We start from the raw sequence: 24,213 nt of genomic DNA on the forward strand, positions 1-24,213 counted from the left end.
TCATCCAAAAAAGAGTTTTAAATGTCGTTGTGTTCGCAAAACGGGGAGCTCCGGGCGCGTAAAAACGTCCCGGAGCAGGCGGCTTAGATTTTTTCGATTTCCACCAGATTTGTATGTTGAGGATTCCCTTTTGCCAGGGGGGAAGGACGCAGCGTCGTGAGCGTATTGATGCAGGCGCCGTGGTCAATTTTATCGCCAGCCATATCCGCATTATGCCATGCGCCCTGACCCATCGCGCTGACACCCGGCAGAATACGCGGCGTGACTTTGGCGGGTAGACGCACCTCTCCACGATCGTTAAAGACGCGAACCTTATCGCCATTCGCGATACCGCGTTTTTGCGCATCGAGCGGATTTATCCACACCTCCTGGCGACAGGCGGCCTGCAGAACATCAATATTGCCGTAGCTTGAATGGGTACGGGATTTATAGTGAAAGCCAAACAGCTGTAGCGGGAAGGTGCTCCGCTTCGGATCGTCCCATCCTTCAAAAGTAGGGGTATAAATCGGCAGTGGGCTTATCACGTCGCCTTCCGCCAGCTCCCAGGTACTGGCGATGTGAGCGAGTTTGCTTGAGTAGATTTCGATTTTACCGGACGGCGTTTTTAACGGATTGGCCTGCGGATCTTCACGAAATTTTTTATAGGCGACAAAGTGGCCGTTGGGATCTTTGCGTTTATAGATGCCCATTTTTTTCAGATCGTCATACGCGGGCAATGCCGGATCTCTTGCCTGCATTTTGGCGTACAGATATTGCAGCCATTGCGCCTGTGTACGGCCTTCGGTAAACCGCTGATACACATCGTCGCCGAGGCGTCTGGCGATTTCGCTGAGTACCCAGTAGATGGGCTTGCGCTCGAACTTAGGCGTCGTCGCCGGTTGGATAAAAATCAGATATCCCATATTGCCGGCGTAATCATTGGGGATGATATCCTCCTGTTCGACGGTCATGAGATCCGGCAGTAAAATATCAGCGTACTTCGCGGAAGAGGTCATAAAGTTGTCGATGACCACAATCATTTCGCATTTCGCTTCATCCTGAAGAATTTCATGGGTTTTATTAATATCCGAATGCTGATTAATCAGGGTGTTGCCAGCGTAGTTCCATAGAAATTTGATCGGGACATCCAGCTTATCTTTGCCGCGTACGCCGTCGCGCAGGGCGGTCATTTCCGGGCCGCGCGCAATGGCGTCCGTCCAGCTAAAGCAGGAGATGGCGGTTTTAACGGGATTCTCCAGGACCGGCAGACGTTCAATGGTAATGGTGTAAGTGGATTCGCGTGCGCCGCTATTACCGCCATGAATGCCGACGTTGCCGGTCAGAATCGGTAACATGGCGATGGCGCGAGCGGTTTGTTCGCCGTTCGCCTGACGCTGCGGGCCCCAACCCTGACAGATGTAGGCCGGCTTGACGCTGCCTATCTCGCGCGCCAGTTTGATAATCCGATCGGCGGGGATGCCGGTAATATGCGATGCCCACTGCGGCGTTTTGGCGATACCGTCCTCGCCCTGGCCCAAAATATAAGCCTTATAATGGCCATTGGGGGGCGCGTCAGCCGGAAGGGTCTTTTCATCGTAGCCGATGCAATAGTTATCGAGAAAAGGCTGGTCAACGAGATTTTCGTTAATCAATACCCAGGCAATTCCCGCCACCAGCGCGGCATCGGTGCCGGGGCGAATCGGTATCCACTCGTCTTCACGTCCGGCAGCGGTATCGGTATAGCGCGGATCTATTACGATCATGCGCGCATTTGAGCGTTCACGCGCTTGCTCCAGAAACCAGGTAATGCCGCCGCCGCTCATGCGTGTTTCAGCCGGATTATTGCCGAACATGACCACCAGTTTACTGTTTTCGATATCAGATGTGCTGTTGCCGTCGTTGGAACCATAGGTGTAGGGCATGGCGCAAGAAATTTGCGCGGTACTGTATGAGCCGTATTGATTCAACGAACCGCCGTAGCAGTTCATCAAACGCTTCACCGGCGAGGCGGCAGGCGACGAGCGGGTTATGTTGCCGCCTACGATGCCGGATGAGTAGTGGATATAAACGGCTTCATTGCCGTAGGTCTCTACGGTCTTTTTCAGGCTGGCGCTAATGGTGTCCAGTGCTTCCTGCCAGCTAATGCGTTCAAATTTGCCTTCGCCGCGGCGGCCAACGCGTTTCATGGGATAGTTAAGGCGATCCGGATGGTTAATACGCCGACGGATTGAACGGCCCCGCAGGCAGGCGCGAACCTGATGATTGCCATAGACATCGTCGCCAGTGTTATCAGTTTCAACCCACCAGACTTCATTATCTTTTACATGCAGACGCAGGGCGCAGCGACTGCCGCAGTTGACCGAACAGGCGCCCCAGACGATTTTATCTTCTTCGTTGCGCATAGCCTGCTGCACCGCCGCGGCCGCGGTACGCATCCCAAACGGTAAAGATACGCCTCCGGCAGCCAGCGCCAGTGAGCCAAGCGCCGCTGATTTCACTAACGTCCTGCGGCTAACGCCTGTTTGTTGCTTTTCTCCGGGCATCACTCACTCCATTGTCGTTATTATTTCGCTATATATTGATAACTATAACGAAATTATTAACATGCTAATGATGTAATGAGTTTACCCCTTTGGGAGTAAGGATTATTAATCCATGTCAAAGAGCGTTACCCTCCGGACCCGGAGGGCAGGAGGAGGTTATTGCGGTTCGGCGGATGAACCGTCCTGAGCGGGAGAGGTATTGGCTGGCGCATTGCCGCTGCTGGTGCGGGTATAAAGAATTTTATGCGTGTCGTTCGCGCAATGGCCCACCACCTGTGAGTCCGGCTGATCGGCCTGGTCGTTAGGAACGATAGTGAGCGTAAAATTATCCGCCGGCACGCCGTTATTGATGATACGTTGTTCAATATCGCTTTTTACTCTCTCGCACGATCCCGGTGCCGCCATCACCAGCGAGGGGGCGCTAACTAACGCCAGAGCGGCTATTGCAGTTGCGATTTTCATCATGAACTCCTGTGATTAATGACGATGTTCTAAGCTTAGCATTTTTCGTGTAAATAACTGTATTTGCTAATATGATGATAAATATCTTTTCATCCTGGTGACACGTGTGAAGAAACCTCTTTTACTGACGTTATTGTGCATGATACTGGCAGGTTGTGATAACCCGAAATCCCTTGAGTCTTTTACGCCGGAAATGGCCAGTTTTTCGAACGAATTTGATTTTGATCCATTACGTGGTCCGGTAAAGGATTTCAGCCAGACATTGATGAGTGAGAATGGCGAAGTGGCGAAGCAGGTCACCGGTACGCTTTCACAAGAAGGCTGTTTTGATACGCTTGAGTTACACGATCTGGAGAATAATACGGAGCTGGCGCTCGTGCTGGATGCCAATTATTACCGGGATGCTCAGACGCTGGAAAAAAAGGTGCAGTTACAGGGGAAGTGCCAGCTGGCGGCGTTGCCTTCGGCGGGCGTGACCTGGGAAACGGACGACAACGGTTTTGTGGTATCGGCGACGGGCAAAGAGATGAAAGTCGAGTATCGCTATGATAGCGAAGGCTATCCGCTAGGTAAGACAACCATAAACTCGCAGAATACGCTCTCTGTGACGGCAAAACCCTCCGCAGACCCGCGTAAAAAGCTGGATTACACGGCAGTCAGCCGGGTGGATGATCGACAGGTCGGCAACGTCACACAGAGCTGCGAATATGATGCGTACGCGAACCCTGTTGACTGCCGGCTTGTTATCGTCGATGAGAGCGTTAAGCCGGCAGTGTCCCACCATTACACCATTAAAAATCGTATCGATTACTACTAAACCGGGCGCGGTGCGACTCTCCGTGACTGCCGCGCCACGTTTACTGCGCGGTGGGTTTCAGGAGCGTAGAACCGGACGTTTTATGTTCATCCAGATACTGCTGCTGGAAGATACACATGCGGATGGTGTTACGGTATTCGCCGTTAATGAAGAACTCATGAATCAGCTCGCCTTCTACTCTAAACCCGAGTTTACGGTAGATGTGAATCGCTTTTTCATTCTCTTTATCGACGATCAAATACAATTTATAGAGATTGAGTACGGTAAATCCGTAATCCATCGCCAGTTTGGCCGCGCGTGACGCCAGGCCTTTTCCCTGGTACTCCGGCGAGATAATAATCTGAAATTCCGCCCGCCGATGCACATGGTTAATTTCCACCAGTTCTACCAGCCCGGCGTTTTCACCATCGCATTCGACGACAAAGCGCCGTTCGCTTTGGTCGTGGATGTGTTTGTCGTAGAGATCCGACAGTTCGACAAAAGCCTCATACGGCTCTTCAAACCAGTAACGCATAACGCTGGCATTATTATCAAGCTGGTGGACAAATCGTAAATCTTCACGCTCAAGCGGGCGCAGTCTGACCTTGTAGTCACTTGTCATACTGTATCCTTACACTTCCTTTTAGTTATCCTGCATTAGGGCGTAATAACGCGACCTGTACGACGATCCAGACACCGCAGCGTATTGGGCTCCCAATAGGCGTTGATGTTGGCGCTTTGCTCGCATTTATCGCGGTTATCAAAGGCGGCATCGGCTTTGTCCCACTCTTTTTCTGCGCGGGTATTCACTTTCTGGCGCAGACTGCGAGTGTCGTTCCATTGTTCCTTTTCCATCGCCGCTTCCTGACGACTTTGTGCGCTATCTCCCGATTCAATCACCAGTTTACTGGTTTCAGCGAATGCGGAAGTAGTATATACAACGGCCGCCAACGTAAGCATTGCCGTCAGGCACAGGCGTTTGCTCAGCGTATTGTTCATCACAACATCCTTTCATTAGAGGGGAAAAGCGGTAAACCACCTGTAAATTCTACACCAATCCTTATGCCTGGCATATACACAAGAATGGCCGGATAACCGTAACGATATTCTGTTGTATTATCACTTATCATTTCGTAACCAAATGAATCTCATGCTAAAGACGACTCTGCTTTTCTTTGTCACCGCCCTCTGTGAAATCATTGGATGTTTTCTTCCCTGGCTATGGCTTAAGCGCGGCGCCAGCGTGTGGTGGCTTCTGCCCGCCGCCGCGTCACTCGCGTTATTCGTCTGGCTTTTGACCTTGCATCCGGCGGCGAGTGGGCGGGTTTATGCGGCTTACGGTGGGGTATATGTCTGTACTGCGCTCCTGTGGTTACGTGTTGTCGATGGCGTCCGGCTCACGGTTTATGACTGGTGCGGCGCGCTGATCGCGCTGTGTGGAATGCTGATTATCGTCGTCGGATGGGGACGTACGTAACATTGCCGCGCGACCAGAACATTTTGTGATCTGGCAGCGCTTTTTACATCAATATACTTGTATGGTAGTAGCTCAGTTGGGTAAATTTCCTGCATCCCATAATGCGATGTAAGGAATAAAAATGAAGATTGTAGGGGCTGAAGTTTTTGTTACGTGTCCAGGGCGTAACTTCGTCACCTTAAAGATAACCACGGAAGACGGGATCACCGGTCTGGGGGATGCCACCCTGAACGGACGCGAGCTCCCGGTGGCCTCGTACCTTACCGATCACCTGTGCCCACAGCTCATCGGGCGGGATGCTCGCCGCATCGAAGATATTTGGCAGTTCTTCTACAAAGGCGCGTACTGGCGCCGTGGCCCTGTCACCATGTCCGCCATTTCCGCGGTTGATATGGCGCTATGGGATATTAAAGCCAAAGCCGCCAATATGCCGTTGTATCAGTTACTCGGCGGCGCTTCGCGTGAAGGCGTCATGGTGTATTGCCATACCACAGGCCACACCATCGACGATGTGCTGGAAGACTACGCGCGTCATAAAGAGCAAGGGTTCAAAGCAATCCGCGTGCAGTGCGGCGTTCCGGGGATGAAAACCACCTACGGCATGGCGAAAGGCAAGGGGCTGGCCTATGAGCCCGCGACAAAAGGCCAGTGGCCGGAAGAACAATTGTGGTCAACGGAAAAGTATCTCGATTTTACGCCAAAGCTGTTTGACGCCGTGCGTAATACGTTCGGGTTTAATGAACATCTTCTGCACGATATGCATCACCGACTGACGCCTATTGAGGCTGCCCGCTTTGGCAAAAGTATTGAAGACTATCGTTTGTTCTGGATGGAAGACCCGACGCCGGCTGAAAATCAGGCGTGCTTCCGCCTCATCCGCCAGCATACGGTCACGCCGATTGCCGTAGGCGAAGTCTTTAACAGTATCTGGGATTGCAAACAGCTCATTGAAGAGCAATTGATTGACTATATCCGCACCACGCTTACCCATGCCGGTGGTATTACCGGGATGCGCCGCATTGCTGATTTTGCCTCGCTCTACCAGGTGCGTACCGGTTCGCATGGGCCGTCCGATCTGTCGCCGGTTTGTATGGCCGCTGCATTACATTTCGACCTGTGGGTGCCTAACTTTGGTGTGCAGGAGTTTATGGGCTACTCCGAACAGATGCTGGAGGTTTTCCCGCATAACTGGACGTTCGAGGGCGGCTATATGCATCCGGGCGACAAGCCAGGACTGGGCATTGAGTTCGATGAAAAACTGGCGGCGAAATATCCGTACGATCCAGCCTATTTGCCGGTGGCCCGCCTGGAAGACGGCACACTGTGGAACTGGTAAGGAGCGAAAAATGAAAAGCATCGTAATCGAAAAACCGAATACATTAACTATCGAAACGCGCGCGCTTCCGCAGCCTGCGCCGGGCGAAGTTCGCATTAAAGTGAAACTGGCGGGTATCTGCGGTTCCGACAGTCATATTTATCGGGGACATAATCCCTTTGCAAAATATCCCCGTGTCATAGGCCATGAATTTTTCGGTGTCATCGACGCGGTAGGCGACAACGTCAATCACGACCGGATAGGAGAACGGGTATCCGTCGATCCGGTGAGCAGTTGCGGGCATTGTTACCCTTGTTCAGTCGGTAAACCCAATGTGTGTACCTCGCTGGTGGTGCTGGGCGTGCATCGTGACGGCGGTTTCAGCGAGTATGCGGTGGCGCCGGCCCGTAATGCTCATCGCATACCGGACAACATCGCAGATCATCATGCCGTCATGGTTGAGCCGTTTACCATTGCGGCAAATGTGACGGGACAAGTGAATCCGACCGAGCAGGACGTGGCGCTTATCTATGGCGCAGGCCCGATGGGACTGACGACCGTACAGGCGCTGAAGGGGGTTTATCAGGTTAAAACGGTCATAGTCGTTGATCGCATTGAAGAGCGTTTAGCGATGGCGAAGCAGAGCGGCGCTGACTGGACCCTCAATAATGGTCAACATTCACTGGCGGAATTTCTACAGCAGAAGGCGCTAAAGCCGACCTTGATTGTCGATGCCGCCTGTCACCCCGCTATCCTGCAAGAGGCGATTACACTTGCATCGTCTGCGGCACGCATTGTCCTGATGGGATTTTCCAGCGACCCGTGTGAGATTGTACAGCAGGGTATTACCGGAAAAGAGCTGGCTATTTATTCATCGCGTCTTAATGCCAATAAATTCCCGGTCGTGATTGACTGGCTGAATAAAGGGCTTATTGATCCGGATAAGCTGATAACGCATACATTTGATTATCAACATGTCACCGACGCGATTGAGCTTTTCGAGAAAGACCAGCGTCAATGCTGCAAAGTCTTACTCACGTTTGCGAAATAATATAAATAATTGCGAGTAAGTGGTACGCATCTTACCTCTTAGAGATTGCCTATATGACACAAATAAAGCATGAACGATCGACTCAGGATTTAGTGCGCGCTGCCGTATCTGGCTGGTTAGGCACCGCGCTTGAATTTATGGATTTTCAGGCGCGGCTCTGGTCTTCCATGAGATATTTTTCCCGGAACAGTCTGCCGCGATGGCGCTTATTCTGGCAATGGGCACCTATGGTGCAGGTTATATAGCCAGAATTATCGGCGCCTTTGTTTTTGGTAAAATGGGCGACCGCATCGGACGAAAAAAAGTATTGTTTATTACTATCACCATGATGGGGATCTGCACCACGCTGATTGGCGTACTGCCGACGTATGCGCAAATCGGCATTTTTGCGCCAGTATTACTGGTGACATTGCGAATTATACAGGGGCTGGGCGCCGGGGCGGAAATTTCCGGCGCGGGTACTATGCTGGCCGAGTATGCGCCGAAAGGAAAGCGTGGTATCATTTCCTCGCTGGTCGCGATGGGCACCAACTGCGGTACGTTGAGCGCGACGGCGATCTGGGCGGTGATGTTCTTTGCGCTTGAACGCGAACAACTGATCGCCTGGGGATGGCGTATTCCTTTCCTGGCGAGCGTCGTTGTTATGATATTCGCGATCTGGCTGCGAATGAATCTGAAAGAAAGTCCGGTATTCGAAAAAGTAAGCGAAGGCGAAAAATCGCCAGCGTTAACGCCTGCGTCAGAAAATACATTGGGCGCGATGTTTACCAGCAAATCTTTCTGGCTGGCTACCGGTTTACGTTTTGGGCAGGCGGGCAATTCCGGGCTTATTCAAACCTTCCTTGCCGGATATTTAGTTCAGGCGTTATTATTTAACAAATCTATCCCAACCGATGCGTTAATGATAAGTTCCGTAATTGGTTTTATCACTATCCCACTCTTGGGGTGGTTGTCCGATAAATACGGTCGTCGGCTGCCGTATATAATATTGAATATCTCCGCGATTATTCTCGCCTGGCCGATGCTGTCTATTGTGGTAGATAAAACGTATAGCCCTGGCGTAATTATGGCTGCGCTCATTGTTATTCATAACTTTGCCGTGCTGGGATTATTTGCGCTGGAAAACATCACCATGGCGGAAATTTTCGGATCGCGTAATCGCTTCACCCGGATGGCGATTTCAAAAGAGGCAGGGGGGCTGGTGGCGGTCGGTTTTGGCCCCGTCCTCGCAGGGATCTTTTGTAACATGACCGATTCCTGGCTGCCCATCTTAATTATGCTGGTGCTCTACTCGTGTATTGGTCTGATTTCTGCGCTGTTGATGCCGGAGGTCAGAGATCGCGATCTGAGTTTGCCTGAGGATGCGGCGGAAGCGACAGCGGCAGAGAAGTTACGCCACTCCGCAACCCAGACGAGTTAAATCGTGTCGGCGGTATGGCCGGAACGCTAATGCGGTTTCGGCCATGCTGCCCGGTCACTTTTGTTTAATTAGCGTAAATCCAAATGTACCAGGGCAGGCGTTACTCTGCGACTGTTCCGCTTTCAGAATATAGAGGTTATAAAATGCAAAACAGGCTTTTATCGGCAAAGGCGACGCTTCCTGATTACGATCGCGCGGCGCTGGTGGCGCGGATGGTCCATCTCGGTTTTGGCGCGTTTCATCGCGCGCATCAGGGGGTTTATACAGATATTCTGGCTGCGGAGCAGCATAGCGACTGGGGCTATTATGAGGTTAATCTTATTGGCGGCGAACAGCAGATTGCCGATCTAAAGCAGCAGGATAACCTCTATACCGTGGCGGAGATGTCGGCGGAAGCCTGGACGGCGCGTGTGGTGGGCGTCGTCAAAGCGGCGTTGCATGTTCAGGTTGATGGTCTGGAACGTGTGCTGGCGGCGATGTGCGAACCGCAAATAGCGATTGTGTCTCTGACCATTACCGAGAAAGGGTATTGTCATTCGCCAGCCACGGGCCAACTTCTGCTGGAACATCCCATGATTGCCGCCGACCTGCAAAATCCGCATCAACCGCTAACGGCACCGGGTATTATTGTCGAAGCGTTAGCGCGTCGTAAAGCCGCAGGCTTACCGGCATTTACCGTGATGTCCTGCGACAACATGCCGGAAAATGGGCATGTGACGCGTCAGGTTGTGACGGCTTACGCCCGGGAGGTGGATGCGGAACTGGCGATATGGATCGAGCAAAACGTGACATTTCCGTCAACGATGGTTGATCGGATTGTCCCTGCGGTCACGCCGGAGACGCTGGATAAAATCGAACAACTGACCGGCGTGCGCGATCCGGCGGGCGTCGCCTGCGAACCGTTTCGTCAGTGGGTGATAGAAGATACGTTTGTGGCGGGTCGTCCGCTGTGGGAAAACGCGGGCGCGACGTTGGTCGCCGACGTGGTTCCGTTTGAAGAGATGAAACTGCGAATGCTTAACGGCAGTCATTCATTCCTGGCTTATCTGGGGTATCTTGCCGGCTATCAGCATATTAATGACTGCATGGCTGACGACAACTATCGTCTGACCGCGCAGGCGTTAATGTTACGCGAGCAGGCGCCCACGCTGAAAGTCCAGGGGGTAGATTTACAGCGTTATGCCGATCAGTTGATTGCGCGTTACCGTAATCCGGCGCTGCGTCATCGTACCTGGCAGATTGCGATGGATGGCAGCCAGAAACTTCCGCAGCGTATGCTGGACTCCGTTCGCTGGCATCTTGCTAATCATAGCGATTTTGATTTGCTGGCGCTGGGCGTGGCGGGGTGGATGCGTTACGTTGGCGGCGTGGATGAGCAGGGTAAGGCGATCGACGTCAGCGATCCGCTATTGCCGGTTATTCAGCGCGCCGTGGCAAACAGTGAAGAAGGCGCCAGTCGTGTTAAGGCGCTGCTGGGAATGGCTGAAATTTTCGGCAACGATTTGCCACAGGCGGCGCGGTTTACGCAAAAAGTGCAAGAAGCCTATGACAGTTTACTGACATATGGCGCGAAAGCGAGCGTGGCGAAATATGCCGAGCGCTTGAAATAGCGTAACAGAGACCCGGTAGCATTATGCTACCGGGAAGGCCGGAACGGTTCCTGGCGGCCTGTGGTATCAGTTCATGCCAAGACGAATCAATTCGACCGGCGCGAATTTACCTTCACAACCTTCGACAATCACCGTTTTGCCGCGGCGAATTTGACCTGCATCCAGACCTTCGCTCTCAATGGCTTTGATAATCCCGGTATGGCCCGTGCCGCTTATCATGACCCGGCTACCGGTAGTGATTGCGTTACGGTTACGATCGTATGTCATCATGGTGTTTTCTCCTTTCAAACTTACTGCCAAAGCCCGCAGGTTTCCCCGCATGACGGGCGACATATAAATACGCTTATCGTTGCGAATTTTTTTTGTTTTTGATCAAGCTCACGGCTTTTTAGGCGGGAATGTGCAGGGTGAGAAAGCGGAGAAGGCGTCTCACCCCGACGTTAAAGGGGGTTACTCTTCGCTAAACCAGCCGCTGTTTTCCTGACGGATAAGCTGAACGGATTCGCTAATTTCCTGCAAATGCTGGGTCATTGCGCTCTCAACCGCATTGCCGTCACGATTTTCCAGCGCGGAGAAAATATCATGGTGCTGGCGCAACAACATCTCCGGCGGAGAAACATGATCCAGACTCATATAGCGAACCCGGTCGATTGTCGCTTTGATATTTTCAATGGTATCCCACGCTAACTGGCAATCGGCGATCTGCGCCAGTTTTTGGTGGAAATCGTCATCAAGCTGGAAAAAATCATCAATCTGTTTGCGCTCGATGGCAATATGTTGCAGGTGCAGGTTTTGCGCCAGTTGATAGCACTGGTTGTCGGTGATCATCGCCGCCGCACGGCGGACCACCGCGCATTCGATCGCCTGCCGTACAAAACAGCCATTCTGTACCTGAGAAAGCGAAATCTTATTCACATAACTACCGCGCTGAGGGCGGATCTGAATCAACCCATTTTCCGCCAGCTTTATAAAAGCCTCGCGCACCGGTTGACGCGAAACGTTAAAACGGGTTGAGACCTCTTTTTCTGATAGCGGCGTGCCAGGCGGGATAAGACAATGCACGATATCACGCCGAAGAATACGGTAAATTTGCTGGTTGACAGGCTGTGTAGGGTTAAGCTGCGTTTCGACGGTCATTCATTCTTACTTTTTAGGCGGTTGACCCGGATACTCTACCACTTTTCCGTGGTGGTCTATACCGATCATGTTTCTGGTTGCAGATACGTTTGCCAGGGATTACCCGGCCCGCAGACCGGGTATAACCCCTTAGCTACGGTGGACGCTGAGCCCTGCGAAAGATTGGGTAACAGGCATCATTTCAACGGTATTAATATTCACATGCGCGGGGAGTGTGGCCACCCACCATACCGCTTCGGTAATGTCTTCTGGCGTGAGCGCGGTGGTATTTTCGTAAGTTTTACCCGCTTTCTCATCGTCGCCTTTGAAACGGACGCTGGAAAACTCGGTACCGCCAACCAGACCCGGTTCAATGTCGGTCACGCGAACCGCCGTGCCGTGTAAATCCGTGCGCAAATTCAGGCTAAACTGGCGCACAAAGGCTTTCGTCGCGCCATAGACGTTGCCACCAGCATAAGGCCAACTGCCGGCGGTTGAACCGATGTTAATGATATGACCGCGATTACGTTCGACCATTCCTGGCAGCACGGCGCGGGTCATATAAATTAAGCCTTTATTATTAGTATCGATCATAGTTTCCCAGTCTTCTACGCTGGCTTTATGCGCCGGTTCAAGACCCAGCGCCAGACCGGCGTTATTGACCAGCACATCAATATCGCGCCACTGCGCAGGCAGAGAGGCCATCATCTCTTCGATGGCCGCGCGGTTGCGCACGTCCAGTTGGGCGGTTAATACGTTCTCGCCAAGCTCATCTTTTAACGCTTGCAGGCGTTCATGACGACGTCCCGTGGCAATGACTTTATGTCCATTCTCAACAAAACGGCGTGCAATGCACTCGCCAAACCCTGCGGTTGCTCCAGTTACTAAAACGATCATCACACAGTTCCTCAACGCTTTTTGTGTTGTATTACCATAGCACGCGGCGTTTATGAAAGGGTAATCCTGGTTAACACGGTTGCGGTCAGCATAGGGGGAAGCTTACTCTTATGATCAACCTATTTTCAGGAGTGAAAAATGTCGACGAATCCTTTGTTAGACCAGAGTATGTTGCCTTATCAGGCACCGCGTTTTGATCGGATCAAAGATTGCCATTATCGTCCTGCTTTTGATGAGGGCGTGCGGCAAAAACGCGTGGAAATCGAGGCCATCGTCAATCATCCGGCGGCCCCTGACTTTACGAATACGCTTCTGGCGCTGGAGCAAAGCGGGGCGCTTCTGTCACGCGTCACCAGCGTTTTTTTCGCGATAACGGCTGCGCACACTAACGATGAGCTCCAGCGGTTGGATGAGGCCTTTTCTGCCGAGCTGGCGGCGCTCTCCAACGATATTTATCTGAATAGCGCGTTATTCGCTCGCGTGGATGCCGTCTGGCAACAGCGTCACTCACTGGGGCTGGATGATGAGTCGCTACGGTTGGTCGATGTTATCCATCAGCGTTTTGTGTTGGCAGGCGCGCAGCTTGCCGAAGAGGATAAAGCGCGACTGAAAGTATTGAATACTGAATCCGCGACCTTAATGAGTCAGTTTAATCAGCGTCTGCTGGCGGCAAGTAAAGCGGGCGGGCTGGCGGTAGATGACGCGCATTGCCTGGCAGGATTAAGCCCGGAAGAAATGACCGTCGCTGCTGAAGCGGCGCGTGAAAAAGGCCTGGAGGAGCGCTGGTTCATTCCGCTCCTTAATACGACGCAACAGCCTGCGCTTGCTACACTGCGCGATCGCCAGACCCGCGAAAATTTATTCGCAGCGTCATGGACTCGGGCGGAAAAAGGAGATGCCCACGATACCCGCGCTATCGTTCAGCGTCTGGTAGAGATTCGTCGCTGTCAGGCAAAACTGCTGGGTTTCCCCAATTATGCCGCATGGAAAATGGCCGATCAGATGGCGAAAACGCCGCAAGCCGCACTGAGCTTTATGCGTGGCATTGTGCCGCCAGCGCGTCAGCGTGTACTCAATGAACAGGCGGAAATTCAGAACGTCATTGATGGTGAGCAGGGCGGCTACACCGTTCAGGCCTGGGACTGGATGTTCTATGCCGAACAGGTACGGCGGGAAAAATATGCGTTAGATGAAGCGCAACTGAAGCCCTATTTTGCCTTAAATACGGTGTTGCAAGAGGGGGTTTTCTGGACCGCCAACCAGCTATTCGGCATCACCTTCGTCGAGCGTTTTGACATTCCGGTGTATCACCCTGATGTTTGGGTGTGGGAGATTTTCGACTCCGATGGTGTCGGCATGGCGTTATTTTATGGCGACTTCTTCGCGCGGGACTCGAAAAGCGGCGGCGCGTGGATGGGGAATTTTGTCGAGCAATCCACACTCAATGAAACCCGGCCCGTTATATACAATGTTTGTAACTATCAGAAACCTGTTGATGGGCAGCCTGCATTACTGCTTTGGGACGACGTTATTACGCTCTTCCATGAGTTTGGTCATACGTTACATGGTTTGTTTGCCGTCCAGCGCTATGCCACGCTTTCAGGTACCAATACGCCCCGCGACTTTGTCGAGTTTCCCTCCCAGATTAATGAGCATTGGGCGAGCCATCCACGTGTGTTCGAACGCTACGCGCGTCATGTCGACAGCGGTGAAAAAATGCCTGCTGATTTACAGGAAAAAATGCGCAAGGCGAGTTTATTTAATAAAGGTTACGATATGACTGAATTGCTCGGCGCCGCATTGCTGGATATGCGCTGGCATATGCTGGAGGAGAGCGTAGCAGAGCAGTCTGTCGCTGAGTTCGAGCAGCAGGCGCTGGCCGCCGAGCATCTTGATTTACCGGCGGTGCCGCCCCGCTATCGCAGCAGTTATTTTGCCCATATCTTCGGCGGCGGCTACGCAGCGGGATACTACGCCTATCTTTGGACGCAAATGTTAGCGGATGACGGTTATCAATGGTTTGTAGAGCAGGGCGGCCTGACGCGTGAAAACGGGCAGCGTTTTCGTGATGCTATCCTTTCCCGGGGGAATAGTACTGATTTAGAAACGCTTTATTCAGACTGGCGTGGACATGAACCGCATATTGACCCCATGTTGCAATATCGTGGGCTCGATCGCTAAGCTGATACGGTTGTTCGGCACTGTCGAACAACCGCCTGAAAATGAATCCTGCACTTCTGATGACAGCCAGTTAAATTTATGGGGTTAAATTGTCTGAATATAACAAGGGTGTGCATTCGGATTTTTCTACTTATTTTCTCGTGGTGGCTTGATTGCCAAAGATTTATTACCGCTTCGCTGTTGATGTTTTCAAAAAATATATTTTCCGCCATGTGGTGGTATTATGTAAATAATGCAGAAATGAATTTGACACTGCGCACAGGGCGACTAGATTTAGAACTGTATCACATGATATGAGAAGACATATCATATTTAAAACGCAACATCATCATGAGGATTATATTATGGCAGAACATCGCGGCGGTTCCGGTAATTTTGCAGAAGATAAAGAGAAAGCCTCAGAAGCAGGTCGTAAAGGCGGCCAGCATAGCGGTGGGAACTTTAAAAACGACCCACAGCGTGCATCTGAAGCGGGTAAAAAAGGTGGCCAGAATAGCCACAGTGGCGGACGGAAATCCGGCAATTAATTTTACTCCTGATATTTCGTAAATATATTCTGAAATATTGCGCATACGATGCGGGCCATAGGCTCGCATTTTTTTATTCTGACCGGGAGTTATTCTGGCCGGTCAGATAAAATTATTGTTTATGCTTTCTTCGTTAACAGAAAAAGCAATTAAGCGAGGGCGAAGCGTACGCATTTTTCTAATACTTCCTGACAATCTCCGTTAAAATGTTGTCGGCTTGTAAAAGTCGTATTGTTAATATTCCAGGCAAACCAAACGGTGCCCGCAGGTGTGCCATCTTCGCCGCCTTCCGGCCCGCCATAGCCGCTGATCGCTATGCTGATATTGACCTCAGCCTGATCCTTAGCGCCCTGTGCCATTTCAGTAACGACCGCTTCGCTGACGGCGGTATGTTCGGCAAGGCTGTGGCGTTGTACGCGTAAGATTTTTGCTTTGGCTTCATCAGTAAAGGTGACATACCCCACACCGTAAAATGAGGGCGTATCTTCTGCTGCGCACAATGCTGAAGCCAGTTTCCCGCCAGTGCAGGATTCTGCAGTGGTCAGACGGAGTTTCTGGTTAACCAGTAAATCACCAAGTTTTTTTGTCAGGCTATCGACGGATTCGGCTTCATCAAGGGTGACAATATCGTGCTGTTCTAATCTCATCGTTTATTTTTCCGTTACAGAGACAAATGAAATATGTTCGTTCTTCTCAAGTATGGCATATTTATTTTATGACATTGGCAGTGAATGATTATTTTATCCAGTTACCAACAAACCCGCTGTTCCATAACTTGCTTACTTTCTTACGGCGATGACTGTCATTGATTATGCGTAAGGCCATTATCCTCAAAAAATAAAGCCGATTATTCTGAATTGCTATCCAGACGTTGATGCATATGACTTCAGCTATGTGGCAAGTTAACTATTACGCCGTTACGCTTTCGCGCTCACCGGCGCTGATATCGGTTGCATATTAATCCGGATGGGTTGATTTTATTGCTTAATATTCTGCGGGTAAATTCATGTTTGTAAAAACTAAAAATAGCGGCCAGACTTAATACGTCAAATAGACGTTATTAAGGAGAGAGCATGAAACTACAGGTGGCTGCATTTTTAAGTTTTCTGATAATGCCTTACGCGCTAGCGGATGATCAAGGGGGATTAAAAAAAGACGTGGCACCGCCGCCGCCTCATGCTATTGAGGATGGTTATCGCGGTACGGATGATGCAGAAAAAATGACCATCGAACAGGCAAAAACCCTGCATGATGGCGCGACCGTTTCGCTGCGCGGCAACCTTATTGATCATAAAGGCGACGATCGCTATGTATTTCGTGATAAATCCGGCGAGATTAACGTGATAATTCCTTCCGCCGTATTTGATGGGCGGGAAGTTCAGCCGGATCAAATGATCAACATTAACGGTAGTCTGGACAAGAAAGCGAAGGAACCGCTTGTTCGCGTGAACCGACTGCAAAAATAACGCGCGCTAACCGGCAATCTCCAGGTCAGCCATACGGGGCATGCAGCTGGCCTGATACCATGGGTCTTGTAAAAGCGCCTGGGGGACAAAAGGTCCCATAATGTCTTATTCAGGTCTGGTTGCGTATCGTTTAAGCTTCATTGATATTGACGGTGCTACAGTCGTTAGCGATCCGTTATCCTCGCAAGAATTTGCCCGGTAGCGTATAAGCAAAACACAAATCTATCCATGCAAGCATTTACCGCTGGTGAACCGGCGGTTTTTTTTGCCTGCCATCCAGACAAAAGCGGCCCCTTGCGCAACGATGCAGCAAGGGGCCGGCTCTGCGAGGGATTATCTCCGTTCATTAATCATCCCATTTGTGACTGAACCAGGCGGCCAGAAATCCGGAAAATAAAATAATTCCTAATACAACGATAAAAAGGTTAATACTGCCTAACATCTCGTTTCTCCTTATTTTAGCGTGCATCCTCTTTTTTAAAAAACCTCGTACAGACTATAGTACTAATTTATACTTAAGCAAAGTCTGAATTGCGTATTTATTTTACTGGAAGGGTAAAGCATATAGAATATTTTCGTCAGCGCCCAGGAATATTCCTGAATTACCGCAGTGACAGCAGATAATTAGCCTGCAATATATAGGGTTAACCCGGTGCGCCAGAAACGGCGCACATCACTGGCTGCAGATAATTAACAGGTGATAGCCTGTTGCGTAGGGGTAATCCGCATTCCTTTTAACATCAGTGCCCAGGCGAACACAATGGCGATTATCAGGACAACGAAAAGCGACCAGGCGGGAAGCGTCGTCAGGATGACGCCGCTGGCCAGCGGGTTTACCGCCGCACCCAGCCAGCCCAGCGATTGCGCTGAAAAATAGCTGGCTTTCATCCCGGCAGGCGCAATGTTGTCAATTAACATATATTCGCCGGGGGCATAAATAATTTCGCCAATCGTGAATACTGCCGCCGAAAGCCCCCAAAAAAACAGATTGTCGCCTGAAAAAATAAATCCGATGAGCCCGGCGATAAAAAAGACGGTGCCGGTCGTCATCATTGGTCGAATATTGACGGCGGTAAGTCGGCGGCCCACGGCGTATTGCAAACTGACCACAATAACCGCATTAACCGGCAGAACGACGGCTACCACTTTTTCCGCGAAGCCGCTATCGGCAACGACCATAACGTACTGTGAAATACAGGACGCAAAGGCGCCCCCCACAAAGGAGGCCAGAAATGCCGAAAGCGTAAACCACAATAATGCTTTGTCGCGCAGCAGAACGGAGGGAGACCAGATAGCGGCATTTTTCCCCTCGCTGGCGGCAACCGATCGTGTCACCCATACCTGAATAAAGACCAGCGGAAATGCGGAACAGATAGCGGCAAGCCAGAAGGGTAAATTGATGCTTTGCATCACCAGCAGCGTGCCGAGCGGCGGGCCAACCGTCCAGCCGATATTGAGTACGGTATAGTTGAGCGAAAAAATCCGTGTTTTTGTTGTCGCGGTGAGATTATCGGCGAACCAGGCCTTCAGGACGGTAGAAAAAACCGAATAGGCGCAGTTAATAAGCGCAAAAAGCAGGACAACCAGTACGACATTATGCACCATTGGGATGGCGATAAATCCGCAGGCGAAGGCGATAATCGCGAGTAACATGTAGCGCTTTTTATCAAACTTGTCCGCCAGAATCCCAAAGCCAAGACTAAAGACGACGCCAATCGTTAACGCGCTGGTCAGCGCGTAGCCAATCAGATCCACGCCTAAACCGTACTGACGGTTAAGATAGATGGTCATAAAGGGGAGCGTGGCGCCGCGTCCAATTGTCAATAACAGCGATGAGGCGAGTAGAGCCAACGTCGAACGTCTCAATCCTGGATTCATTTTTCCTGCCTGAAATGGAGGTTACGTATCGGGACGTTTTAATCTACCGTGCCCGCAAAAGCATGATGTCTATACGCTATAGCGTAGTCTTAACATACCATAACGCAGGATTTTGCCCATCGTGTGTTGTTCAATGCCATGCTCACGGTAAAAAGAAAAGTCCTGTTATGGCGCACTGATTTCCGATAACTTACCTTTTTACAAAATTTTAATAATGACAGGGGCCGATGATGTCGCGTAAAGACGGTTTTTTGGCGTTACTGGTGGTTGTCGTATGGGGGCTCAATTTTGTTGTCATCAAAGTCGGCCTGCACCATATGCCGCCATTATTGCTGGCAGGATTACGGTTTTTACTGGTGGCGTTTCCGGCAATTTTCTTTGTCGCCCGGCCTAAAGTCCCGCTTACGCTGTTGCTGGGCTATGGCCTGACGATAAGCTTTGGGCAGTTCGCCTTTCTCTTTTGCGCGATAAAGTTTGGTATGCCCGCAGGACTGGCGTCGTTGGTATTACAGGCGCAGGCCTTTTTTACCATGGCGTTAGGGGCGTTTGTTTTTAGCGAGCGGTTACAACGTAAGCAGTTGGCGGGGATCGCCCTGGCGATTATAGGTGTACTGGTATTGATTGAAGCCAGTCTCAACGGACAGCATATAGCGATGTCGGGATTTATGCTGACTCTGGCGGCGGCATTTAGCTGGGCCTGCGGCAATATCTTTAATAAAAAAATTATGCAACATAGTCCGCGCCCGGCGGTGATGTCGCTGGTGGTCTGGAGCGCGCTGATCCCGATCCTGCCGTTCCTGCTGTCATCGCTGCTACTGGAGGGGGCGGATCACATTACGCAAAGCCTTATTACCATCGATATGACGACGATATTGTCGCTGCTTTATCTGGCTTTTGTCGCCACTATACTTGGCTACGGCATCTGGGGCGCGTTACTGGGGCGTTATGAGACCTGGCGCGTGGCGCCGTTATCATTGCTGGTGCCGGTAGTCGGGCTGGCGAGCGCCGCGGTGTTACTCGGGGAAACGTTGACCGGGATGCAGCTTGCGGGCGCAGTACTGATTATGGCTGGACTCTATATCAATGTATTTGGATTTCGTGTGCGCCGTACTGCGCGCGTCAGGGGATGAGGCATTATGTTACTAAGAAGACAAACGCTAATTTCAGACCATGCCGCGGGGTAATAGCGGCGGACTTGTCATCGCCAGACGGTACTAAAAAAATGCCCCGCAAAACGGGGCAAAGAGGTTAAAGGTGTTGGTCGTTATAATAGGGCACGCCTAATTCATCTGACTTATCGCTGTTCACGCTCACGGGGTGAAGGTCATTTGGCGGATCGCCTACACAGGGCAGCAGCATCACATCGCGGCTATTTTGCGCCACAGGTAACAAAGTTTGTTCTGCAATGCCATATCCGGAGGCGATAAGTAACAGACCCGGCAGGGCGGGAAACAGCATTTTCATAGTGCTCTTCGCGTGGCGCATAAACAAACTAGTAGTTGCCATGGTTCAGCGGCAGCATATACCGTGATTCGCCATGCATATTGGTGATCCGGTATTTGTGTGGCGGCACATCAAAATAGTTTTTGAACGTCCGGGTCAATGTTTGCTGTGACTCAAAGCCATAGCGTTCCGCCAGATAGAGAATGGGCTCGTTGCTCTCTTTTAATTTTTGCGCGATTTCCGTCATTTTACGGCTGCGGATGTATTGGCCTAATGAATGACCGGTCTCTTTTTTAAACATCCGTTGCAGGTGCCATTTGGAATATCCTGAACGCTCAGACACTTTTTCCAGTGAGAGCGGCGACTCCAGGTTATCCTCGATCCAGTCCAAAATGCTATGAATAGTAATAGCGTCAGTGTTGCGTCTGGACATCGTCATACCTCTTTTTTGTCTACGGCAGAATTTTCTTGAGCAAATACTCAAGCGTTGCCACTTCGTCCGCCGTTAAGTTTTTTGTTAATTCCTGATGCAGGTCTTGCCCTGGTCGTTGATGACATTGCTCACAAATTGCCGCGCCGTCCGGCGTTAGCTTCACCAGTACGCCGCGTTTGTCATTAGGATTCGGCAGTCTTTCGATCCAGCCTTTGCACAGCAGGCGGTCGAGCATCCGCGTCAATGCGCCGAGATCGACAGACAGCACTTTTTTAAGTTCAACCGGGGTAATACATCCCGCGCAGCGTATCGAGCAAAGCACTTTAAACTGTGTTGCGGTGATATCCAGCGGGGATAAATAGTTATTTAACAGGCGATCTTTTTTTTGATTTACCATGTAGATCAAGCGACCCAGCGGAATGATTTCATTGAACAGATCACTGGTGCTTTTCAAAATGGTTGCCCCGGCAAGTAATTAATTTCGTCAGATACTATTGCCTAGGCAAGTATAAGTCAACTAAATGAATTGGCCGATGCCACGATTTGCTAAAAGGCGTCCGGGGTATTGTGCTGTGATAACTTGTAACTAATTGATAATTACAGGTTATAGGTTGTAGAGGATATTAACTTGCACACTGGCGAAATGGCGCGCCTGGGTAATTTCACTTTATACTTCCGGTTCATGAAACGCTGATGGGTAAGAGATAGTATTATGATGGATTTGTTTAAAGCGATTGGATTGGGGCTGGTCGTACTGCTCCCGTTAGCCAATCCGCTAACCACCGTGGCGCTGTTTCTTGGCCTTGCGGGCAATATGAATAGTGCGGAACGCAACCGGCAGTCCTATATGGCTTCGGTTTATGTCTTCGCTATTATGATGGTGGCGTACTACGCCGGGCAGTTAGTCATGAACACCTTCGGTATTTCGATTCCAGGGCTACGGATCGCCGGGGGGTTAATCGTGGCGTTTATCGGCTTCAGAATGCTTTTTCCGCAGCAGAAGGCGCATGAGTCGCCGGAAGCGAAAAGCAAATCGGAGGAGCTGGCAGACGAACCGACGGCTAATATTGCATTTGTTCCACTGGCTATGCCAAGCACCGCAGGACCGGGGACCATCGCAATGATCATCAGTTCCGCTTCCACGGTGCGTCATGGCGGCGAGTTTCCCGACTGGGTCATTATGGTTGCGCCGCCGATTATTTTTCTTGCCGTGGCAGTGATCCTGTGGGGATGCTTACGCAGTTCTGGCGCTATTATGCGGCTGGTGGGTAAAGGGGGGATTGAAGCGATCTCCCGCTTAATGGGATTCCTGCTGGTGTGTATGGGCGTGCAATTTATTATCAACGGCGTGTTGGAAATTATTAAAACGTACCACTAAGGCGCATTGTCGTCTGCCGGAAACCTGTTCCCGGCAGACGAATGTCTTAATGCGGTTGTTCTTCCAGCGTCACTGGCCATTTGCGGAATATGAGCACAGCCCATACCAGCGCGGCACAGGCGGGTATGGCGCCAATATAGCCGATGGCCGACATTGACCAGTGCAAACTCACCTGATTGCCTACCAGCGCGCCAGCGCCAATACCAATATTAAAGATGCCTGAAAATAGCGCCATTGCGACATCGGTCGCGTCCGGGGCCAGCGCCAGTACTTTCACCTGCATACCAAGCCCTATCACCATAATCGCGATGCCCCAGAAAATGCTCAGTATGGCCAGATGCGCTTCGCTATCCGCCGCAGGCAGCAGCAGAAGCAGACAGACAACCAGCAGGGCAATAGCGATACTGACGAGCGACGAGGCATGGCGATTACCCAGTTTACCAAACACGAGGCTGCCGATGATCCCGGCGCCGCCGAGGATCAGTAACAGAACGGTAGCAAAATTCGCACTGAGCCCGGCGACATTCTGAACGAACGGTTCAATATAGCTATAAGCTGTGTAATGCGCAGTCACCACAACGACGGTCAGCACATAGAGGCTCATCAGCGCCGGGCGCCGGAATAGCAAAGGTAAACTTTTTAGTGAGCCGGAATGCTCGCTCGGCAATTTCGGTAGAAGCTTAATCAGACATAGCAGCGTAATTAATGCGCCCATGCCGATGGCAAAAAAGGTGGTGCGCCAGCCAAAATACTGACCAACAACGCGACCTATCGGCAGCCCAAGCACCATGGCCAACGCGGTGCCGGTCGCTATCAGACTTAATGCCTGCGCGCGTTTCCCGGCAGGGGCCAGGCGGATCGCCAGCGAGGCGGTTATCGACCAGAAAATAGCGTGGGCGAAAGCGATACCAATACGGCTAATGACCAGCACGGTAAAGTTCCATGCCAGAAAGGAGAGCACATGGCTGGCAATAAACAAAACAAACAGACAAATGAGTAGCTTACGGCGCTCCATTTGACTGGTAAGAAGCATAAAAGGCAGCGACATGACGGCAACTACCCAGGCGTAAATGGTTAGCATGATGCCGACCTGCGCGGTTTGCATATGAAAGCTTTCAGCAATGTCTGATAGCAAACCAACCGGCACAAATTCTGTGGTATTGAAAATAAAAGCGGCAATAGCAAGCGTAACTACCCGTAGCCACGCGACTTTGCGGGAAACTGGATTGATTGTCATAAAAATATTTCGGGTTAGTTGCGAGAAGGTGAGGCCGCGATCTTAAAACGTTTACTGGCGAAAAGACAATCATTTTGTGACCTGCTTCTCATTTACTTCGCAGGCCGTTTCGTCTTCAGTCGACGCTCGCCAGTTGGGCGTTAAGTAACTCGATAAAGGCCTCAAGCTGGCGCGTCATCGCCCCACGCCGCCACATTAGCCATGTGCTAAGCCAGCGCCACTTCTCCGCCAACGGCCAGGCCTCCACCTGATGATGTCCTGGCATACTGTAGAGCATACTTGCTGGCATCAGCGCAATACCTGCGCCGGCAATTACGCACGCCAACATTCCATGATATGACTCCATTTCGTGAATCGTACCGGGGGTCGCGCCATCGGCATGAAACCAGCTTTCGAAATGCCGTCGGTAAGAACAGTTGGCGCGAAAAGCATAGATGTTACAACCATTCACCTCGCTGGCCCGCGAAATGACGGAATGGCCGTGTGGCGCGACGATCATCATCTCTTCCTGGTAAACCGGTATACCTTGCAGCCCCGGATGCATTAGCGGGCCATCAATAAAGGCGGCGTTCAGCTTTCCTTCGAGCACGCCATCTAGCATGGCGCCGGAAGGACCGGTCGTTAACGCGAACTGAATTTTAGGGTAACGCTGGTTATAACCCGCCAGCAGTGCGGGGATACGTACGGCGGCAGTACTTTCTAACGCGCCGAGTGAAAACAGTCCTTGCGGTTCCTCTCCGGCAACCACCATGCGGGCTTCATCGACCAGCGCCAGGATCTGCTGGCTGTAACGTAAAAAGTTATGCCCGGCTGGTGACAGCCTGAGTCGCTGGTTTTCGCGAATAAACAGAGAGACGCCCAGGTCGGCTTCAAGCTGGCGGATACGCGTGGTCAGATTGGACGGAACGCGGTGCACTTTTGCCGCCGCCTGCGTAATGCTGCCCGTCAGAGCGACAGCGTTAAACATTTCCAGTTGCGTCAGGTCCATGGTTTTCTCAGTTCGT

The 24,213-nt window shown here is 51.2% G+C and carries 25 protein-coding genes and 1 pseudogene; 11 read left to right on the plus strand and 15 right to left on the minus strand.

The genetic code is table 11. The features are described from left to right. Positions 1 to 83: 83 nt before the first annotated feature. Both ynfE and J4728_RS03315 read right to left on the minus strand, forming a co-directional pair. On the minus strand, positions 84 to 2,522 hold the full coding sequence (gene ynfE / locus J4728_RS03310; protein ID WP_001117604.1) for a selenate/tellurate reductase subunit YnfE: 2,439 nt from the start codon (positions 2,520 to 2,522) through the stop codon (positions 84 to 86). A gap of 156 nt (positions 2,523 to 2,678) precedes the next feature. After that, entirely contained in the window at positions 2,679 to 2,987 is a 309-nt protein-coding gene (locus J4728_RS03315; RefSeq protein WP_000975516.1) for a DUF1161 domain-containing protein, read from the minus strand. 103 nt (positions 2,988 to 3,090) lie between these two features. Between J4728_RS03315 and J4728_RS03320 the strand changes: the two genes are divergently transcribed. Further along, complete coding sequence (locus tag J4728_RS03320; RefSeq protein WP_011264284.1) at positions 3,091 to 3,801, plus strand: YnfC family lipoprotein; 711 nt, start codon at positions 3,091 to 3,093, stop codon at positions 3,799 to 3,801. Between the two features lie 40 nt (positions 3,802 to 3,841). Here the strand turns inward: J4728_RS03320 and speG are convergent, their stop codons facing one another. After that, on the minus strand, positions 3,842 to 4,402 hold the full coding sequence (gene speG / locus J4728_RS03325) for a spermidine N1-acetyltransferase (protein WP_000199997.1): 561 nt from the start codon (positions 4,400 to 4,402) through the stop codon (positions 3,842 to 3,844). 35 nt (positions 4,403 to 4,437) lie between these two features. Beyond that, positions 4,438 to 4,779 carry a DUF1283 family protein gene (locus J4728_RS03330; RefSeq protein ID WP_001066440.1) on the minus strand — a complete coding sequence of 114 codons (342 nt, stop codon included), beginning with the start codon at positions 4,777 to 4,779 and terminating at the stop codon, positions 4,438 to 4,440. Positions 4,780 to 4,930: 151 nt separating this feature from the next. Here J4728_RS03330 and J4728_RS03335 point away from each other — a divergent pair, with 151 nt between their 5' ends. From J4728_RS03335 to J4728_RS03355, 5 genes and pseudogenes are all read left to right on the plus strand, one after another. Continuing rightward, complete coding sequence (locus J4728_RS03335; RefSeq protein WP_000921389.1) at positions 4,931 to 5,257, plus strand: YnfA family protein; 327 nt, start codon at positions 4,931 to 4,933, stop codon at positions 5,255 to 5,257. A gap of 121 nt (positions 5,258 to 5,378) precedes the next feature. Next, positions 5,379 to 6,593, plus strand: a complete 1,215-nt coding sequence (gene rspA / locus J4728_RS03340) for a starvation-sensing protein RspA (protein WP_000706269.1) — start codon at positions 5,379 to 5,381, stop codon at positions 6,591 to 6,593. Between the two features lie 10 nt (positions 6,594 to 6,603). Further along, entirely contained in the window at positions 6,604 to 7,623 is a 1,020-nt protein-coding gene (locus J4728_RS03345; protein ID WP_208211159.1) for a Zn-dependent oxidoreductase, read from the plus strand. A 53-nt stretch (positions 7,624 to 7,676) separates the two neighbouring features. Further along, positions 7,677 to 9,043, plus strand: a pseudogene (locus tag J4728_RS03350) (MFS transporter). Positions 9,044 to 9,186: 143 nt separating this feature from the next. Next, positions 9,187 to 10,653: a mannitol dehydrogenase family protein gene (locus J4728_RS03355; RefSeq protein WP_080217746.1), complete on the plus strand. Its 1,467-nt coding sequence runs from the start codon at positions 9,187 to 9,189 to the stop codon at positions 10,651 to 10,653. 66 nt (positions 10,654 to 10,719) lie between these two features. Here the strand turns inward: J4728_RS03355 and ydfZ are convergent, their stop codons facing one another. The 3 genes from ydfZ to ydfG form a co-directional block, all read right to left on the minus strand. Beyond that, positions 10,720 to 10,923, minus strand: a complete 204-nt coding sequence (gene ydfZ, locus J4728_RS03360; RefSeq protein ID WP_000989267.1) for a putative selenium delivery protein YdfZ — start codon at positions 10,921 to 10,923, stop codon at positions 10,720 to 10,722. Between the two features lie 180 nt (positions 10,924 to 11,103). Then, a complete protein-coding gene (locus J4728_RS03365) occupies positions 11,104 to 11,790 on the minus strand; it encodes a GntR family transcriptional regulator (RefSeq protein WP_000215563.1) in 687 nt (228 codons plus the stop codon). Positions 11,791 to 11,919: 129 nt separating this feature from the next. After that, a complete protein-coding gene (gene ydfG, locus J4728_RS03370; protein WP_000636564.1) occupies positions 11,920 to 12,666 on the minus strand; it encodes a bifunctional NADP-dependent 3-hydroxy acid dehydrogenase/3-hydroxypropionate dehydrogenase YdfG in 747 nt (248 codons plus the stop codon). 138 nt (positions 12,667 to 12,804) lie between these two features. On the opposite strand from ydfG, the gene dcp reads away from it, so the two are divergent. Both dcp and J4728_RS03380 read left to right on the plus strand, forming a co-directional pair. Beyond that, a complete protein-coding gene (gene dcp, locus J4728_RS03375; RefSeq protein WP_208211162.1) occupies positions 12,805 to 14,847 on the plus strand; it encodes a peptidyl-dipeptidase Dcp in 2,043 nt (680 codons plus the stop codon). Between the two features lie 344 nt (positions 14,848 to 15,191). After that, a complete protein-coding gene (locus J4728_RS03380; protein ID WP_000807642.1) occupies positions 15,192 to 15,374 on the plus strand; it encodes a general stress protein in 183 nt (60 codons plus the stop codon). Between the two features lie 149 nt (positions 15,375 to 15,523). On the opposite strand, the gene J4728_RS03385 is transcribed toward J4728_RS03380, so the two are convergent. Then, positions 15,524 to 16,021, minus strand: coding sequence for a 2-oxo-tetronate isomerase (locus J4728_RS03385; RefSeq protein WP_208211164.1), 498 nt, complete (start codon positions 16,019 to 16,021; stop codon positions 15,524 to 15,526). A gap of 426 nt (positions 16,022 to 16,447) precedes the next feature. Here J4728_RS03385 and J4728_RS03390 point away from each other — a divergent pair, with 426 nt between their 5' ends. Next, entirely contained in the window at positions 16,448 to 16,840 is a 393-nt protein-coding gene (locus J4728_RS03390; protein WP_000776348.1) for a YdeI family stress tolerance OB fold protein, read from the plus strand. 346 nt (positions 16,841 to 17,186) lie between these two features. Here the strand turns inward: J4728_RS03390 and mgtS are convergent, their stop codons facing one another. Both mgtS and ydeE read right to left on the minus strand, forming a co-directional pair. Next, the gene (mgtS, locus tag J4728_RS03395) at positions 17,187 to 17,282 is read right to left on the minus strand and encodes a protein MgtS (protein WP_000901531.1); all 96 of its coding nucleotides are present in this window, start codon (positions 17,280 to 17,282) and stop codon (positions 17,187 to 17,189) included. A 248-nt stretch (positions 17,283 to 17,530) separates the two neighbouring features. Next, positions 17,531 to 18,718, minus strand: coding sequence for an efflux MFS transporter YdeE (gene ydeE, locus J4728_RS03400; protein WP_001068056.1), 1,188 nt, complete (start codon positions 18,716 to 18,718; stop codon positions 17,531 to 17,533). 227 nt (positions 18,719 to 18,945) lie between these two features. On the opposite strand from ydeE, the gene eamA reads away from it, so the two are divergent. Next, positions 18,946 to 19,848, plus strand: coding sequence for an O-acetylserine/cysteine exporter (gene eamA / locus J4728_RS03405; protein WP_000987750.1), 903 nt, complete (start codon positions 18,946 to 18,948; stop codon positions 19,846 to 19,848). 118 nt (positions 19,849 to 19,966) lie between these two features. Here eamA and marB read toward each other — a convergent pair whose 3' ends face one another. Genes marB through marR form a run of 3 tightly spaced genes read right to left on the minus strand, consistent with a single transcriptional unit; the run spans position 19,967 to position 21,048 of the window. Further along, complete coding sequence (gene marB / locus J4728_RS03410; RefSeq protein WP_000783049.1) at positions 19,967 to 20,182, minus strand: multiple antibiotic resistance protein MarB; 216 nt, start codon at positions 20,180 to 20,182, stop codon at positions 19,967 to 19,969. A 28-nt stretch (positions 20,183 to 20,210) separates the two neighbouring features. Beyond that, positions 20,211 to 20,594, minus strand: coding sequence for an MDR efflux pump AcrAB transcriptional activator MarA (gene marA, locus J4728_RS03415; protein WP_000091194.1), 384 nt, complete (start codon positions 20,592 to 20,594; stop codon positions 20,211 to 20,213). Between the two features lie 19 nt (positions 20,595 to 20,613). Next, complete coding sequence (gene marR / locus J4728_RS03420; RefSeq protein ID WP_000843434.1) at positions 20,614 to 21,048, minus strand: multiple antibiotic resistance transcriptional regulator MarR; 435 nt, start codon at positions 21,046 to 21,048, stop codon at positions 20,614 to 20,616. Positions 21,049 to 21,306: 258 nt separating this feature from the next. On the opposite strand from marR, the gene J4728_RS03425 reads away from it, so the two are divergent. Beyond that, positions 21,307 to 21,972 carry a MarC family NAAT transporter gene (locus tag J4728_RS03425; protein ID WP_000968968.1) on the plus strand — a complete coding sequence of 222 codons (666 nt, stop codon included), beginning with the start codon at positions 21,307 to 21,309 and terminating at the stop codon, positions 21,970 to 21,972. A 46-nt stretch (positions 21,973 to 22,018) separates the two neighbouring features. On the opposite strand, the gene J4728_RS03430 is transcribed toward J4728_RS03425, so the two are convergent. Both J4728_RS03430 and ptrR read right to left on the minus strand, forming a co-directional pair. Beyond that, entirely contained in the window at positions 22,019 to 23,209 is a 1,191-nt protein-coding gene (locus J4728_RS03430; protein WP_000154617.1) for a sugar transporter, read from the minus strand. A 115-nt stretch (positions 23,210 to 23,324) separates the two neighbouring features. Next, positions 23,325 to 24,197: a putrescine utilization regulator PtrR gene (gene ptrR / locus J4728_RS03435; protein WP_048590662.1), complete on the minus strand. Its 873-nt coding sequence runs from the start codon at positions 24,195 to 24,197 to the stop codon at positions 23,325 to 23,327. Between the last annotated feature and the right edge of the window lie 16 nt (positions 24,198 to 24,213).

Origin of the sequence: Salmonella sp. 32070601201500089SM, from assembly GCF_017573605.1 — a bacterium.
Taxonomy (GTDB): domain Bacteria; phylum Pseudomonadota; class Gammaproteobacteria; order Enterobacterales; family Enterobacteriaceae; genus Salmonella; species Salmonella enterica.

What these genes read in the sequence shown, in the direction of transcription:
- ynfE (WP_001117604.1), bottom strand. Translation starts at nt 2,522, where the DNA reads ATGCCCGGAGAAAAGCAACAAACAGGCGTTAGCCGCAGGACGTTAGTG.
- J4728_RS03315 (WP_000975516.1), bottom strand. Translation starts at nt 2,987, where the DNA reads ATGATGAAAATCGCAACTGCAATAGCCGCTCTGGCGTTAGTTAGCGCC.
- speG (WP_000199997.1), bottom strand. Translation starts at nt 4,402, where the DNA reads ATGACAAGTGACTACAAGGTCAGACTGCGCCCGCTTGAGCGTGAAGAT.
- J4728_RS03330 (WP_001066440.1), bottom strand. Translation starts at nt 4,779, where the DNA reads ATGAACAATACGCTGAGCAAACGCCTGTGCCTGACGGCAATGCTTACG.
- J4728_RS03335 (WP_000921389.1), top strand. Translation starts at nt 4,931, where the DNA reads ATGCTAAAGACGACTCTGCTTTTCTTTGTCACCGCCCTCTGTGAAATC.
- rspA (WP_000706269.1), top strand. Translation starts at nt 5,379, where the DNA reads ATGAAGATTGTAGGGGCTGAAGTTTTTGTTACGTGTCCAGGGCGTAAC.
- J4728_RS03345 (WP_208211159.1), top strand. Translation starts at nt 6,604, where the DNA reads ATGAAAAGCATCGTAATCGAAAAACCGAATACATTAACTATCGAAACG.
- J4728_RS03355 (WP_080217746.1), top strand. Translation starts at nt 9,187, where the DNA reads ATGCAAAACAGGCTTTTATCGGCAAAGGCGACGCTTCCTGATTACGAT.
- ydfZ (WP_000989267.1), bottom strand. Translation starts at nt 10,923, where the DNA reads ATGATGACATACGATCGTAACCGTAACGCAATCACTACCGGTAGCCGG.
- J4728_RS03365 (WP_000215563.1), bottom strand. Translation starts at nt 11,790, where the DNA reads ATGACCGTCGAAACGCAGCTTAACCCTACACAGCCTGTCAACCAGCAA.
- ydfG (WP_000636564.1), bottom strand. Translation starts at nt 12,666, where the DNA reads ATGATCGTTTTAGTAACTGGAGCAACCGCAGGGTTTGGCGAGTGCATT.
- dcp (WP_208211162.1), top strand. Translation starts at nt 12,805, where the DNA reads ATGTCGACGAATCCTTTGTTAGACCAGAGTATGTTGCCTTATCAGGCA.
- J4728_RS03380 (WP_000807642.1), top strand. Translation starts at nt 15,192, where the DNA reads ATGGCAGAACATCGCGGCGGTTCCGGTAATTTTGCAGAAGATAAAGAG.
- J4728_RS03385 (WP_208211164.1), bottom strand. Translation starts at nt 16,021, where the DNA reads ATGAGATTAGAACAGCACGATATTGTCACCCTTGATGAAGCCGAATCC.
- J4728_RS03390 (WP_000776348.1), top strand. Translation starts at nt 16,448, where the DNA reads ATGAAACTACAGGTGGCTGCATTTTTAAGTTTTCTGATAATGCCTTAC.
- mgtS (WP_000901531.1), bottom strand. Translation starts at nt 17,282, where the DNA reads ATGTTAGGCAGTATTAACCTTTTTATCGTTGTATTAGGAATTATTTTA.
- ydeE (WP_001068056.1), bottom strand. Translation starts at nt 18,718, where the DNA reads ATGAATCCAGGATTGAGACGTTCGACGTTGGCTCTACTCGCCTCATCG.
- eamA (WP_000987750.1), top strand. Translation starts at nt 18,946, where the DNA reads ATGATGTCGCGTAAAGACGGTTTTTTGGCGTTACTGGTGGTTGTCGTA.
- marB (WP_000783049.1), bottom strand. Translation starts at nt 20,182, where the DNA reads ATGAAAATGCTGTTTCCCGCCCTGCCGGGTCTGTTACTTATCGCCTCC.
- marA (WP_000091194.1), bottom strand. Translation starts at nt 20,594, where the DNA reads ATGTCCAGACGCAACACTGACGCTATTACTATTCATAGCATTTTGGAC.
- J4728_RS03425 (WP_000968968.1), top strand. Translation starts at nt 21,307, where the DNA reads ATGATGGATTTGTTTAAAGCGATTGGATTGGGGCTGGTCGTACTGCTC.
- J4728_RS03430 (WP_000154617.1), bottom strand. Translation starts at nt 23,209, where the DNA reads ATGACAATCAATCCAGTTTCCCGCAAAGTCGCGTGGCTACGGGTAGTT.
- ptrR (WP_048590662.1), bottom strand. Translation starts at nt 24,197, where the DNA reads ATGGACCTGACGCAACTGGAAATGTTTAACGCTGTCGCTCTGACGGGC.